Origin of the sequence: Hydrogenophaga sp. 2FB (assembly GCF_005503365.1) — a bacterium.
Classification (GTDB): domain Bacteria; phylum Pseudomonadota; class Gammaproteobacteria; order Burkholderiales; family Burkholderiaceae_C; genus Hydrogenophaga.
The window spans coordinates 1-13,169 of the sequence record NZ_SCML01000096.1 but is presented as its reverse complement, the minus strand read 5'-3'; the positions used below and the strand labels follow the sequence as shown (position 1 = coordinate 13,169).

General features: G+C 66.0%; 13 protein-coding genes. 11 read left to right on the top strand and 2 right to left on the bottom strand.

What is annotated here, in order from left to right:
* Nucleotides 1–46 precede the first annotated feature (46 nt).
* The gene (locus FFS09_RS29870; protein WP_171020274.1) at nucleotides 47–865 is read right to left on the bottom strand and encodes an IclR family transcriptional regulator; all 819 of its coding nucleotides are present in this window, start codon (nucleotides 863–865) and stop codon (nucleotides 47–49) included.
* Nucleotides 866–992: 127 nt separating this feature from the next.
* Here FFS09_RS29870 and FFS09_RS29865 point away from each other — a divergent pair, with 127 nt between their 5' ends.
* The 11 genes from FFS09_RS29865 (at nucleotide 993) to pncB (ending at nucleotide 12,350) form a co-directional block, all read left to right on the top strand.
* On the top strand, nucleotides 993–1,793 hold the full coding sequence (locus tag FFS09_RS29865) for an alpha/beta fold hydrolase (RefSeq protein ID WP_137922535.1): 801 nt from the start codon (nucleotides 993–995) through the stop codon (nucleotides 1,791–1,793).
* Between the two features lie 23 nt (nucleotides 1,794–1,816).
* Nucleotides 1,817–3,322, top strand: a complete 1,506-nt coding sequence (locus FFS09_RS29860; protein WP_137922534.1) for a carotenoid oxygenase family protein — start codon at nucleotides 1,817–1,819, stop codon at nucleotides 3,320–3,322.
* A gap of 9 nt (nucleotides 3,323–3,331) precedes the next feature.
* The gene (locus tag FFS09_RS29855) at nucleotides 3,332–4,021 is read left to right on the top strand and encodes an alpha/beta fold hydrolase (RefSeq protein WP_137922533.1); all 690 of its coding nucleotides are present in this window, start codon (nucleotides 3,332–3,334) and stop codon (nucleotides 4,019–4,021) included.
* On the top strand, nucleotides 4,018–5,199 hold the full coding sequence (locus tag FFS09_RS29850) for a CaiB/BaiF CoA transferase family protein (RefSeq protein WP_137922532.1): 1,182 nt from the start codon (nucleotides 4,018–4,020) through the stop codon (nucleotides 5,197–5,199). The genes FFS09_RS29855 and FFS09_RS29850 overlap by 4 nt, the downstream gene beginning before the upstream one ends.
* A complete protein-coding gene (locus FFS09_RS29845; protein WP_137922531.1) occupies nucleotides 5,196–6,191 on the top strand; it encodes an NAD(P)H-dependent flavin oxidoreductase in 996 nt (331 codons plus the stop codon). The genes FFS09_RS29850 and FFS09_RS29845 overlap by 4 nt, the downstream gene beginning before the upstream one ends.
* A 52-nt stretch (nucleotides 6,192–6,243) precedes the next feature.
* Nucleotides 6,244–7,206, top strand: a complete 963-nt coding sequence (locus tag FFS09_RS29840; RefSeq protein ID WP_137922530.1) for a Bug family tripartite tricarboxylate transporter substrate binding protein — start codon at nucleotides 6,244–6,246, stop codon at nucleotides 7,204–7,206.
* Between the two features lie 27 nt (nucleotides 7,207–7,233).
* Complete coding sequence (locus tag FFS09_RS29835; protein ID WP_137922529.1) at nucleotides 7,234–8,109, top strand: class I SAM-dependent methyltransferase; 876 nt, start codon at nucleotides 7,234–7,236, stop codon at nucleotides 8,107–8,109.
* Between the two features lie 171 nt (nucleotides 8,110–8,280).
* Nucleotides 8,281–9,468: a cation:proton antiporter gene (locus tag FFS09_RS29830; protein ID WP_137922528.1), complete on the top strand. Its 1,188-nt coding sequence runs from the start codon at nucleotides 8,281–8,283 to the stop codon at nucleotides 9,466–9,468.
* A 3-nt stretch (nucleotides 9,469–9,471) separates the two neighbouring features.
* Nucleotides 9,472–10,599 (top strand): YbdK family carboxylate-amine ligase, encoded by a 1,128-nt coding sequence (locus FFS09_RS29825; protein WP_137922527.1) that lies wholly within the window; start codon nucleotides 9,472–9,474, stop codon nucleotides 10,597–10,599.
* A 164-nt stretch (nucleotides 10,600–10,763) separates the two neighbouring features.
* On the top strand, nucleotides 10,764–11,021 hold the full coding sequence (locus FFS09_RS29820) for a hypothetical protein (RefSeq protein WP_212745184.1): 258 nt from the start codon (nucleotides 10,764–10,766) through the stop codon (nucleotides 11,019–11,021).
* A 132-nt stretch (nucleotides 11,022–11,153) separates the two neighbouring features.
* Nucleotides 11,154–12,350 (top strand): nicotinate phosphoribosyltransferase, encoded by a 1,197-nt coding sequence (pncB, locus tag FFS09_RS29815; protein WP_137922526.1) that lies wholly within the window; start codon nucleotides 11,154–11,156, stop codon nucleotides 12,348–12,350.
* 8 nt (nucleotides 12,351–12,358) lie between these two features.
* On the opposite strand, the gene FFS09_RS29810 is transcribed toward pncB, so the two are convergent.
* A partial coding sequence (locus tag FFS09_RS29810; protein WP_354595909.1) for an ABC transporter permease occupies nucleotides 12,359–13,169 on the bottom strand: 811 nt, incomplete at its 5' end.

Genomic DNA, 13,169 nt, shown 5'->3' with positions numbered 1-13,169 from the left:
GCGCTGTAGGGGTGGGGGTTGCGGGGGGCGTCGTCGGCGGGAAAAGTCATGCGCGATTGTCGCCGTCTTGCGCTTCTTCTTTCATCGCCAGCTGGATGGCCTTGGCGGCTTGTGCCACCAAGGGGCCCACGCGCTTTTCGAGGCGGGCCTTGGTCAATTGCTGCGAGGGCCCGGCGCAGGACAGCACGAAGATCTCCGACGCACTGGAAACGATCGGCACCGCCGCCGCGCTCAGGACGCCACCGCGCACGCGGCGCGACACCACGAAGCCGAAGCGCTTGTACTCGGCGTGCACGCGCTCCACGTCGGCGCGGTAGCTGGGCCAGTCCACCGATGGCACGCGTTGCAGCTCTTTCAGGATGGCGGCGCGCTCCCGGGTGGGCGCGGCGACCAGATAGGCCAGGCCCAGCGAGGTGGTTTCCATCGCCAGCAGGTCGCCCACGGCCTTGTTGATCGTGACCTGGTTGACCGGCGGGCGAACGATCTCCAGCACGAGCATGCGCGAATGTTCCCGCGTGGCCAGCAGCACGCTCACGTCCAGCTCGTCGGCCAGTTGCTTCATGAACGGCGCGGACACGCGCTGGATGCCGTGCTTCTGCATGGTGAGGGAACCCAGGTTCAACACGCGACCACCCACGCGGTACTTGCGCAGCTTCTCGTCGAAGCGCAGGTAGCCCAGTTTCTCCAGCGTGCCGGTGAAGCGCGACACGGTGGCCTTGGGCATGCCGGTGAGGTCCACGAGTTCCTGGTTGCCCAGCACATCGGCGTGTTCGAAGGCCGAGAGGATGGACAAGCCCTTGGCCAGCGAGGCGACGAAATCGCGGTCGTTCGTGGGGATGGCGGCCATGTGCAGGGTGGGGGTCACGGGGTGTTCCAGGCCATGTTGATCGTGGTGAAGCGGGTGGCGAGGGGAAGTTTCTGCAGTTCCGGAATGCGGAACTGTGCCACATAGCAGTCGCCGCGGCACGGGCGGCTGCCTAGAGTTGCAACGCATGAACACGACCCGACTCCCCGATTACGAAGTGGCCGGCGATGCCGACACCACCCTCTTTTTGCTGCACGGCGCCTACGGCAGCCGCGCGTACTTCCGTCCGCTCATCGCCACCTTGGTGCGCGCCGGTTACCGCGTGGTGGCCTGGGACGCGCCGGGTTATGGCCTGAGCCCCTTGCCCGAGGGTGGCCTGTCCATCGAAGGCCTGGCCGAGGCGGCCACGCGGCTGATCCAGCGCGAGGCCAGTCGGTTCAATGTGGTGGTGGGCCACAGCATGGGCGGCATCGTCGCGCCACTGGCCTCGCTGCACGCGAAGGGCCTGGTGCAGGGTCTGGTGATCTCGGCCACGGTCGCCACGTTCTCGCGCAAGTCGGCGCAGGACAAGGCCACGTTCGCCGAAGAGCGCATCGGCCCGATCCGGCGCGGCCTGCCGTTCAAGGAAGCGGCCTTGCCGGTAATCCGCGGCATGTTGGCGCCCACCTCGTCCGGGCCCCTGGTGGACCTGGTGGTGGACGTGGCCTCGGGCATGCGCGCCGAGACCTTCTGCGCGGCCATCGAAGCCATCGTGGGCTACGACGGTGAAGACAACCTGAAAGCCGTCAGCGTGCCCACGCTGCTGATCGCGGGAGCGCTGGACAAGGTGGGCCGGCCCGAAGGCATGCAGTCGCTGACCGGGCTGATTCCGGATGCGCGCTTCGTCTGCATCGAGGGGGCCGCGCACTACGCCTTCGCGGAACAACCGGAAGCGTTCAACGCCGCGCTGCTGGGCTTCCTGTCCGAGCTGTCCGCGAAGCACGTTTGAGAGCCACAGAGAGGATCCCGATCATGAGCACTGTCATCAACACCGTTCACAGCACCCTCAAACCCACCGACCACCCGTTTCTCAACGGTGCCTTCACGCCCAACTTCAACGAGCATGTGGCGCACGTGGGCACCCTGAAAGTCATCGGCGACATTCCCAAGGACCTGGACGGCATCTACATCCGGAACACGCACAACCAGGTGCACGAGCCCATGGGCATGTACCACCCGTTCGACGGCGACGGCATGCTGCACGCCGTGCATTTCCAGAACGGCCAGGCGTCGTACCGCAGCCGCTTCGTGCGCACCACCGGCTTCCTCGCGGAGCAGGGGGCGCAGGCGTCCCTGTGGACCGGCATCCTCGAGCCGGACAAAGGGTCTCGGCGCGGCTGGGGTGCGATGGGTTCGATGAAGGACAACGCGGGCACGGACATCATCTGCCACGCGGGCAAGTTGCTGGCCACGATGTCGCAAGGCAGCGAGCCCTGGCGCCTGGACCCGATCTCGCTCGACACCCAGGGGCCGGACGCCAACTGGGCCCGCCACGTCATGCCGCACGGCATCGGCTCGCACTACAAGGTCGACCCGGAGACCGGCGAGATGATGTTCTTCAACTACCCGGAAGTCTGGCCGTACATGCATTACGGCGTGGTGGATCGGAACAACCAGCTGGTGCACTACGTACCGGTGGAGTTGCCGGGCGCGCGCTGGCCGCACGACCTGGGCATCACGAAGAACTACACCATCCTGCACGACACGCCGCAGTTCTTCGACCCCGAACTGTTGAAGAAGGGGGTGCGCAAGCTGGCCTTCCACCCCGAGGTGCCGGCGCGCTTTGGCGTCATCCCGCGCCGCGGCAGTGGTTCGGAGGTGAAGTGGTTCGAGGCCAAGGCCTGCCACATCCTGCACCTGGCGAACTGCTACGAGGATGGCGACGAGATCGTCATGGACGGCTGCATCATGCCCAACCCCGTGATGCACCCGGTGGGCAAGACCGACGGCGGCGACGTGTACGCCCGCATGAAGGCCCGCCTGGACAAGCACAACAACCCGACCATGATGCACCGCTGGCGCTTCAACCTGGTCACCGGGCAAACGACCGAGCAGTACCTGGACGACGAGATCACCGAGTTCCCCATCGTCAGCAACGACTACGTGGGCCGGCCCTACCGCTACAGCTACAACATCCTCTACCAGCCGGGCGAGTGGTTGTTCTGCGGCTTGAAGAAATTCGACCTGCAGACCGGCGCCACGCAGCGCTTCGAATACGGACCGGGCCGCTATGGCAGCGAGCCGCAGATGGCGCGCCGCCTGGGCGCGACGGGCGAGGACGATGGTTACCTGCTGGTCTACGTGACGGACATGGTGCAGGACCGCTCCGAAGCGCTGGTGTTCGACGCGACCGATATCGCCAGAGGACCCTTGGCCACCGTGATCCTGCCCGAGCGCATTTCGGTGGGCGTGCACGCCTGCTGGGTGGAAGGCGATCGCATCCACGGTGAAAACCGCGACAGCCGCATGCTGCCCTGAGGAACCCCCATGGACATCGTTTTCCTTCACGGACTGAACAACACCGGCGACGTCTTTCGGGACGTGACCGCCGCACTGCCGGCCGACATCCACGGCCACTGCCCGACCCTGCCGCCACTGGACAACGTGGAGGCCCTGGCCGATGCGGTGCTGGCCTCGGCGCCGCCGCGCTTCCATCTGGCCGGTTATTCCTTCGGCGGTTATGTGGCCATGGCCGTGCTGGAAAAAGCGCGTGACCGTGTGCTGGGCCTGTGCCTCATGGGCTCGAGCGCGGCCGCCGATTCCGACGAGCAGAAAACCAAACGGCAGCAGACGCTGTCCACGTTCGACCCCGCGACCTACGTCGATACCGCGTCGTCGTCGGTGGCCCCGTTCCACCCGGACAACCGCGAGCGGCCCGATCTGGTGGCGCGCCGGCGTGAGCTGGCAACGGCCTACAGCGCGCAGCGCTATGTGGCCCATGTGCGCGCCACGATGCTGCGCAAGGACCGTTCGCATCTGTTGAATGCGGGTGTGCCCACGTTGTGGCTCGCCGGCTCGCACGACGCGGTCGTGCCGGTGAAGCGGCAGGCCGAAGAAGCCGCCAAGGCGCAGAACTGCGCGTACGTGGAGATCCCGGGCGCGGGGCATCTGCTGCCCCTGGAGCAACCCCTGGCCGTGGCCGAGGCGCTCGCCACCTGGAGGGTGCGCACGCCATGAGCCCCACCCCATTGGCCATGGAAGGCCTTCGCGTGTTCGACCTGACGCAAGGCATCGCCGGCCCCTACAGCACCATGCTCATGGCGGCCCACGGCGCCGAGGTGATCAAGGTCGAGCCGCCCGGTGGCGACTGGATCCGCCACGCGCGCAACCAGATCCGCGGGCATGCGCCCGCCGCGATCGCGGTCAACGTGGGCAAGAAGAGCATCCAGCTCGATCTCAAGAACGCGGACGATCTCGCGACCGCCCAACGCCTCGCGCGCACCTGCGACGTGGTGGTCGAGAGCTACCGGCCTGGCGTGGTCGATCGCCTGGGCCTGGGCCCCGAACGCTTGCGCCAGGACAAGCCCACGCTGGTCTATTGCTCGGTGACGGGCTTCGGCAGAAACAGCCGGCTCAGCGACCGGCCGGTCATCGACCACATTGCGCAGGCCTACTCGGGCTGGATGCACATCAATGCGGACGAGAGCGGCACGCCACAACGCACGCGCAACGTGGTGTTGGCGGACCAGATCACGGGCCTGTATGCCTACCAGGCCATTGCCAGCGCCTTGCTGCGCCGCTTCCGATTTGGCACGGGCGAGCAACTGGAGGTGACGCTTGCCGGCGCCATGGCCGCGTTTCTCGCGCCGCGCATCATCTCCAGCGCGCTCAGCGATGGCAAGGTCGGCAACGCGGAGTTCACCGCGCCCACGGGGGACTACCCGACGCAACAAGGCGTTCTGGTGGTGGCGGTGCAGAAACCGGCCGACGTGGAGCGCCTGTTCGCGCTGCTCGGGCGTTCGGATGTGCTGCGGGACGCGCGTTTTGCGACACCGCAGTCCCGCTCGCAGAACGCCGGCGCGCTTCGGCACGAACTGGCCGCGGTCCTGCAGAGCAAGACCGCGGCCCAGTGGGAGGAGCTGCTCGCGCCCCAGGGCGTGATGGCGTGCGAGGCCCGGGACATTCCGCACTTCCTGGCATCGCAGGGCGGCGACGGTCTCGACCTGATCGAGACCCTGGCGTTGCCCGATGCCGGACCGTGCCCGCTCGTCAGGATTCCCGGCGCGTCCTCCTGGCAGGGGCGGCGCACGCCCACCCGTTTTCCCCAAGTGGGCGAAGACATTCAACACATCCTGGACGACCTGGAGGCGATCGCTCCCAGCGCGTCCACTGCAACAGACAACAGCCTTTCATGAAACCAGACACCGTCACATCCTTCTTCCATCGGCACCCCTTGCGCCTGCCCGTCGTGGCCGCGCCGATGTTCCTCGTGTCGGGGCCGGAACTGGTGCTCGAAGCCTGCAAGGCCGGCATCGTGGGCGCGTTTCCCACGCCGAACGCGCGCCCCATCGAAACACTGGAAGCGTGGCTGCTCACCATCACCGAAGGGCTGCGGGCCCACAGGGATGAGAACCCCGATGCCATCGTCGGCCCCTGGGCCGCCAACGTCGTCACGCACTCGTCCAACGCGCGCCTGTCGCAGGACCTGGCGCTGATCGAGAAGTACCAACCCCCGATCGTGATCACCGCCCTGGGCAGCCCCAAGCCCGCGCTGGAGGTGGTGCACGGCTACGGCGGCATCGTGCTGGCCGACGTGGTCAACCTGCGCCTGGCCAAAAAGGCCGCCGACGCGGGCGTGGATGGCCTGGCCTGCGTCAGCGCGGGGGCGGGTGGGCACACCGGCTGGATGTCGCCGTTCGCCTTCGTGCGCGCGCTGCGCGAGTTCTTTGACGGCCTCGTCGTCATCGGCGGCGGCATCGCCGATGGGTACAGCGTGGCCGGCGCCACCATGGCCGGCGCGGACCTGGTCTACATGGGCACGCGCTTCATTCCCACGCAAGAGAGCATGGCCTCGCCCACCTACAAACAGATGCTCATCGACGCCACGGCGGAAGACCTCGTCATCAGCAGCGGCATCACCGGCACACCGGCGAGCTGGCTCAAGCCTTCGCTGCGGGCCGCCGGCCTGGACCCCGACGACCTGCCACCGACACCGCCCCGCAACTACGACAGCAACCGCTCGTTCAAGCAGCGCAAGTGGGTCGATACCTGGACCGCTGGCCAGGGCGTGGGCGCCATCAAGCGCATCAGCCCGGTGGCCGAGGTGGTCTACGAACTCGAACGCGAGTACGCGAGCGCGACACGGCAATGGCGCCGCTTCGGTCAGCCGCAGATGGAGACCGCTTGACGGCGGCAGGACGGATCGTTGTGGTATTTGAAATGGACCAAGGAGACACGAAATGACATTCTGGAAAAACGCGCTCGCGGTGGTGGCGCTGGCGGCAGCGGGTGCGGCATCGGCCGCGTGGCCCGAGAAGCCCATCACCCTGCTCATTCCGTTCCCGGCCGGTGGCCTGGCCGATGCGGTGAGCCGTGCGCTGGCCGAAGAGGTCGGCCGCTCGCTGGGCCAGCCGCTGATCCTGGAGAACCGCCCTGGCGCGAATGGCCGCATCGGGCTGGAGCAGCTGGCGCGCTCGCCGAAGGACGGCTACACCCTCGCGGTGACCGTGCCGGGCCTGATGATCTTCCAGCCGCTGACCGAGAAGACCTACAAGTTCGATCCCCTGAAGGACTTCGAACCCATCACCATCGCGGTGGACACCTACAACGTGCTGGTCACGCACCCGCGCGTGTCCGCCACGGGGGATCTGCGCGAACTCGTGGCCAAGGCCAAGGCCCAACCCGGGAAGATGAACTACGGCACCCCGGGCAGCGGCAGCAGCTTTCACTTCAATTCGGTGGTGTTGACGGACAAGCTGGGCATCAAGGCCACGCACGTGTCCTACCGTGGCGAGGCGCCCGCGCTGATCGACCTGGCCGGCGGTTCCATCGAGTTCATGCTGGCCGGTCAGTCCGCGCGCCCCTACATCCAGGACGGCAAGATCAAACCCATCGCCGTGACGTCCCGCAAGCGCGTCGCCATCTTGCCCGACGTGCCGACGTTCGCCGAACTCGGTGTGGACTTCCGGACCGATGGATGGGTGGGCTACGTGGCGCCCGCCGGTGTGCCCAAGGAGGTGCTGGACCGGTTGAGCGAGGCGTTTCGCGCGGCCATCAAGCTGCCCAAGGTGCGCGAGCAGATTGCGACGATGGGCTACGAGCCCGTGGGCAACTCGCGCGAAGAGTTCCGCAGCCTGATCAAGGAACGGCTGGATCACTACCGGGGTTTGATCCGGTCCGGCGCGGTCAAGCTCGAAGAGTGAGCACGGGCGCGCGCCTATGATCGGCGCATGTCGAAGCTGAAAGCCCGCGCGCACGCCGCACCCACCTTGCAAGAACAACTGCCCGAGCTGCGGCCCGGGCAGTCCATCGCGCTGCTACAGGAACTGCACATCCTCACGCGCGAAGGCAGGCTCAACCAGGACACGCGGCGCAAACTCAAGCAGGTCTACCACCTGGTGCAGTTCATCGAGCCCTTGCTGGCCGAGGTGCTCGCCGCGCGCGGCGACGTGACACTGGCCGACCACGGCGCCGGCAAGTCCTACCTGGGCTTTATCCTCTACGACCTGTTCTTCAAGGACAAGCCGGTGGGCCGCGTGACCGGTGTGGAAACGCGCGCCGAGCTGGTGGAAAAATCCCAGGCACTGGCCGGCAAGCTCGGCTTTGAGCGCATGGACTTTCTCGCCACCACGGTGCAGCAAGCGCTCACCGATCCCGCGCTGCCCGCCACCATCGACGTGGTGACCGCGCTGCACGCCTGCGACACCGCCACCGACGATGCCATTCAATTCGGCCTGGCCAAGCAGGCCCGCCACATGGTGCTCGTGCCGTGTTGCCAGGCCGAAGTGGCGAGCGTGATGCGTCAGCACAAGGCCTTGAGCCTGTCGCGTACCCCGTTGGCCGAGCTGTGGCGCCATCCTTTGCACACGCGCGAGTTCGGCAGCCAGATCACCAACGTGCTGCGTTGCCTGCAGCTTGAAGCACATGGTTACACCGTGACGGTGACCGAGCTGGTTGGGTGGGAGCACTCGATGAAGAACGAGCTGATTCTGGCCCGTAGAATGGACCACGATCGCAACGGCGCACGCGAACGGGCCCGGCAGCGGTTGCAGCAGGTGCTCGACGAACTTCATCTGAAAGATCTCGCGCAGCGCTTCGCGGTCTGACGTTCGAGGTGGCACGCCGTTTGCCACTGTCTTGTTTGTTGCTTGTCGCTGCGTCCCCCCGGTGCTCAAGTCAGCGCGCTTCGCTGATGCCGGTTTGCCCGGTGGCTCCGCAGGTGCCTTGCGCACCACGCTGAGCCCCCTTCCCACAAGCCCCACCCTGGAGTCCTGCCCATGGTCACCGATTACAGTTTTCTGCTCCAGTCCATCGCCTGGCCGCTGGTGCTCCTGCTCGCCTGGTTCGCCGCCGAGCGCGTGTACGAGCTGTGGCACATACCGCGTGTCACGACCTATGTGGCCGTCGGCCTCATGGGCGGACTGATCAACCTGCCCGGCCTGACCAACGATGTGCCGGGCTTGCCCTTTCTCGCCAACGTGGCGCTCTCGCTGGTGCTGTTCGAACTCGGCTACCGCATCAACCTGCGCTGGTTTCGCCACAACCCGTGGGTGCTGGTGCTCGGCGTGGTCGAGTCCATCGTCACCTTCTGCGTCATCTACTGGGTCAGCGGCTGGTTCGATCTCGCGACCGACCTGCGGCTCATCATCGCGGCGCTCTCCATCTCGGCCTCGCCCGCGGGCATCGTGCGCGTGGCCAACGAGTTGCGCAGCGCCGGCCAGGTGACCGAGCGTGTGCTGCACCTGTGCGCCATCAACTGCATGGTCTCGGTGCTGGTGCTCAAGCTGGTGGTGGGCTACTGGTACCTCAGCACCTCGGGCGATCTGGTGCTCGCGGCCTTTGGCAGCATCCACCAGGTCGGCACCTCGGTGGCGGTGGGTGGTCTGCTCGGCGTGGCCGTGCCCTGGTTGCTGCGCCTGCGCAGCACGAACGAACGCGGCGTCACCGTGGTGTTCGCGCTCTCCGTGTTGTTGCTCACCACGGCGGCCTACGGCCTGAAGATCTCGCCGCTGCTGGCCTCGTTGACCTTTGGCGTGGTCGCGCGCGAACGCCGCGTGCACCTGACGAATGCGCAGCGCGACTTCGGCACCGCCGGCGACATGCTGTCGATCTTCCTCTTCGTCTACATCGCCTCGCTGCTCGAATGGGCCAGCATCGGCACCGGCATGCTGCTCGGCGTGTTGCTGATCCTCATGCGCACCGCGTCCAAGGTGGGTTGCAACCTGGTGGCCGCGCGCTTCTCGGGCATCACCGAGCGCAAGGGCTTGCTCACGGGCCTGGCGCTCACGCCCATGTCGGCCTTCGCCATTCTGCTGATCGAGCAAAGCCGCCTCTATGGCTTCGCGCCCGCGGTGGAGGTGCTCTCGGTCACGGCCGGGATGATGCTGTTGCAGGAGCTGTTGGGGCCGGTGGTCACGCAGCGCGCGCTGATGGCGGCGCAGGAAACCCACGTCACGAAAGGCTGACCCATGCCGTTGGAAACCTTCAAATCCTCGGATTCGCTGACCATGGGTGTCGAGCTCGAACTGCAGCTCGTCAACACCTACGACCTGGACCTCTCCAGCAGCGCCAACGACCTGCTCGAACTGCTGCGCCGCAAACCCTTCCCGGGCGTGGTCACGCCCGAGATGACGCAGAGCATGATCGAGATCGCCACCGATATTCAGCGCGAACACGGCCCGCTGCTCACGCAACTGCAACAGATCCGCGACACCCTGGTGAACGCGGGCGACCGGCTCAACATCGAACTCGCTGGCGGTGGCACACACCCGTTCCAGCGCTGGTTCGAACAGCGCATCTTCTCCAAGCCGCGCTTCGAACAGCTCTCAGGGTTGTATGGCTACCTCGCCAAGCAGTTCACCGTGTTCGGCCAGCACGTGCACATCGGTTGCTCCAACGCCGACGAGGCGCTGTTCCTGTTGCACTCGCTCAACCGCTACGTGCCGCACTTCATCGCGCTGTCGGCCTCGTCGCCGTTCTCGCAGGGCGTGGACACGCTGTTCGATTCGGCGCGGCTCAATTCGGTGTTCGCGTTTCCGCTCAGCGGCCGCGCGCCTTTCACGCTGAGCTGGGAAGAGTTCGCCAACGTCTACTTCACCAAGATGGAGAGCACCGGCGTGGTCAAGTCCATGAAGGACTTCTACTGGGACATCCGGCCCAAGCCCGAGTACGGCACCATCGAACTGCGCGTGTGCGACACGCCGCTGACGGTGGAGCGCGCGGCGGGGCTCGCGTGTTACCTGCAGGCGCTGTGCCGCCACCTGCTGGAACGGCGCGAACTGCCGCCCGAAGAAGACGACTACCTCGTCTACACCTACAACCGTTTCCAGGCCTGCCGCTTCGGACTGGACGGCATGATGGTCAACCCCAAGACACGCGAGCAGATCAGCATCCGCGAAGACATCCTGGCCACGCTGCGGCACCTCACGCCGCACGGCGTGGCATTGAACTCGCTTGCCGCGCTGGACGAGATCGAACGCACCGCGGGCCGTGTGGGCAACCACGCCACCTACCTGCGCAACCAGTTCAAGGACAGCGGCAGCGTGCAGTCGGTGGTGCGCGCCAGCGTGGAGGCCTTGCGCGGCGGCCGTTCGTGACACAGTTCACGAATGGCGTGTAGGGGAGGCGAACCGCTTGTCAGGCAACTTCTTACAGCCGGAATGGACAGGCGCCGACTTAACGGCTCGGGGTGTGGCGAATACAGTTTGTTTCATCGACAACACGTTTGTCACCGTATCCATCTGCATCGAGGAATCCCGCCATGTCCACCACCGCCACCCGCCTGAACCCCTTCGTCCTGATGCTCGATCCGGAAGCCGTGATCAGCGCCATGGAAACCAGCGTGAACCTGCGCGGCCTGCGCCAACGCATCTGCCGCCCGCTGGACAAGCCGCTGATCCCCAAGATCCGTGACGCCGCTACCCGTGCGTTCGACGCGGTGATCGATGCCGACGCGTTCATGGATTCGGGCAGCGAGCTGTACCGCGATGCCCAACCCGCGCTGCACGCGGTTCACTGATCTTCTTGCTTGAGGGCTCAAGCGGGCGTTTCTGCCCCGCTTGATCGCCCAGGACGGCGGGCAGCCCGTCCACGGAACCTGGCTCAATCTCCGGCACACTGGCGCACAACGCCAGTCTTTGAAAGCCGTGCCATGAGCCATGTCATCCACAGCCTGCTCGACAACGACCTCTACAAGTTCACGATGTGGCAGACCATGCTGCATCGGCACCCGCAAACCCAGGCCACGTTCACCTTCGTCTGCCGCAACGCCAGTGTCTACCCGCTGGCGGAATTGGTGGATGAGGTTCGCCAGGAGATTCACCACCTGTGCAGCCTGGGCTTCCGCGACGACGAGTTGGCCTTCTTGCGCGGCCTGCGCTTCATCAAATCCGACTTCGTCGACTTCCTGCGCATCTTCCGGTTCCAGCGTGCGTTCATCGACGTGCGGGCGAATGGCGATCAGTTGGAGATCGTCGCCCGTGGACCGCTGGTGCATGTGACGGGCTTCGAGATCCACGTGCTCGCCATCGTGAACGAGCTGTACTTCCGCCGACTGCAGACCGCCGACACCCAGGCCGAAGGGCGCCGCCGCCTGCAGAACAAGGTGGCGTTGTTCCAGGACTTTTCCCGGGAGCCGGCGAAGCGCCATCCGTTCGAATTTTTCGATTTCGGTTTGCGCCGCCGCTGTTCCGGCGAATGGCAGCGCGAAGTGGTGGCCACGCTCAACACCGCGGTGCCGCAGTACTTCAAGGGCACCTCCAACGTGCTGCTCGCGCGCGACCTCGGCCTGGTGCCCATCGGCACGATGGCGCACGAATACCTGCAGACCTACCAGGCACTGGGCGTGCGTTTGCGCGACCACCAGAAGGCCGCGTTGGAAGACTGGGTGCAGGAGTACCGAGGAGACCTGGGCGTCGCCCTGACCGACGTGGTGGGCATGGACGCGTTCCTGTCGGACTTCGATCTCTACTTCGCCAAGCTCTTTGACGGTTTGCGGCACGACTCGGGCGACCCGGTGGCCTGGGGCGAAAAGGCCCTGGCGCACTACGAAAAGCTGCGCATCGATGCGAACACCAAGCGGCTGGTGTTCTCCGATGGTCTGGACGTGCCGCGCGCCCTGGCGCTGTACCGGCACTTCGCCGACCGCGCGCAGCTCGGCTTTGGCATCGGCACGAACCTCAGCAACGACCTGGGCCCCACCCCGCTGAACATCGTGATGAAGCTGACCGAATGCAACGGACAGCCCGTGGCCAAACTCTCCGACAGCCCCGGCAAGACGCTCTGCGATGACCAGACCTTTCTGGCGTACCTGAAGCAGGTGTTTGGCGTGGATGCGCCGGTGCGCTGAACAAGGCCCTACTTCGCAAACCGCTTGCGCGTGAGCGACAGCGCCAGCCAGAAGGCGACCACCGTGTAGGCCAGCAACACGCCACCATGTCCCCAGGCATCCGTGGGCCATTGGTCCATGAACAGCGGGCGCACCAGTTCCACCGCGTGCGTCAACGGCAACAGGTTGGAGAAATGCCGCACCACCTCGGGCAGCTGCTCGCGCGGAAAGAACACGCCCGAGAGAAACATCATGGGCGTGAGGAACAGGGTGAAGTAGTAGGTGAAGAAGTCGTAGCCCTTGGCCAGGGCGTTGAACACCAGGGCAACGCACGAGAAGGTGATGCCCACGCCGAGCAGCACCGGCCACGCCAGCAGCAGCTTGGGCGAATGGCTGATGCCCAGCGCCAGCATCACGCCCAATATCGCCGTGACCGAGAACAAGGCCTTGAAGCCGGCCCACAGCATCTCGGCCAGCACCACGTCGTCCAGGCTCACGGGGGCGTTCATGATGCCGTCCCAGGTCTTCTGCACGTGCATGCGCGAGAAGGCCGAGTACAGCGCTTCGAAGGTGGCCGCGTTCATCGCGCTCATGCAGATGCTGCCACTGGCGAGGAACAGGATGTAGGGCACGGCCACGTTGCCTTGTGGCGTGCCGATGTTCACCTGCCCGACCAGTGCGCCCATGCCGTAGCCGAAGGCGACGAGCCACATCAGCGGTTCGGCGATGTTGCCCACCAGGCTCGGAATGGCGAGCTTGCGCCAGACCAGCAGGTTGCGCAGGAACACCGGCCACCAACGCCGGGACAGGCGCGGCGGGGACCAGGGGGATGGGTTGCGG

What these genes read in the sequence shown, in the direction of transcription:
- pncB (WP_137922526.1), top strand. Translation starts at nt 11,154, where the DNA reads ATGAGCCATGTCATCCACAGCCTGCTCGACAACGACCTCTACAAGTTC.
- FFS09_RS29840 (WP_137922530.1), top strand. Translation starts at nt 6,244, where the DNA reads ATGACATTCTGGAAAAACGCGCTCGCGGTGGTGGCGCTGGCGGCAGCG.
- FFS09_RS29850 (WP_137922532.1), top strand. Translation starts at nt 4,018, where the DNA reads ATGAGCCCCACCCCATTGGCCATGGAAGGCCTTCGCGTGTTCGACCTG.
- FFS09_RS29825 (WP_137922527.1), top strand. Translation starts at nt 9,472, where the DNA reads ATGCCGTTGGAAACCTTCAAATCCTCGGATTCGCTGACCATGGGTGTC.
- FFS09_RS29845 (WP_137922531.1), top strand. Translation starts at nt 5,196, where the DNA reads ATGAAACCAGACACCGTCACATCCTTCTTCCATCGGCACCCCTTGCGC.
- FFS09_RS29855 (WP_137922533.1), top strand. Translation starts at nt 3,332, where the DNA reads ATGGACATCGTTTTCCTTCACGGACTGAACAACACCGGCGACGTCTTT.
- FFS09_RS29820 (WP_212745184.1), top strand. Translation starts at nt 10,764, where the DNA reads ATGTCCACCACCGCCACCCGCCTGAACCCCTTCGTCCTGATGCTCGAT.
- FFS09_RS29835 (WP_137922529.1), top strand. Translation starts at nt 7,234, where the DNA reads ATGTCGAAGCTGAAAGCCCGCGCGCACGCCGCACCCACCTTGCAAGAA.
- FFS09_RS29865 (WP_137922535.1), top strand. Translation starts at nt 993, where the DNA reads ATGAACACGACCCGACTCCCCGATTACGAAGTGGCCGGCGATGCCGAC.
- FFS09_RS29860 (WP_137922534.1), top strand. Translation starts at nt 1,817, where the DNA reads ATGAGCACTGTCATCAACACCGTTCACAGCACCCTCAAACCCACCGAC.
- FFS09_RS29830 (WP_137922528.1), top strand. Translation starts at nt 8,281, where the DNA reads ATGGTCACCGATTACAGTTTTCTGCTCCAGTCCATCGCCTGGCCGCTG.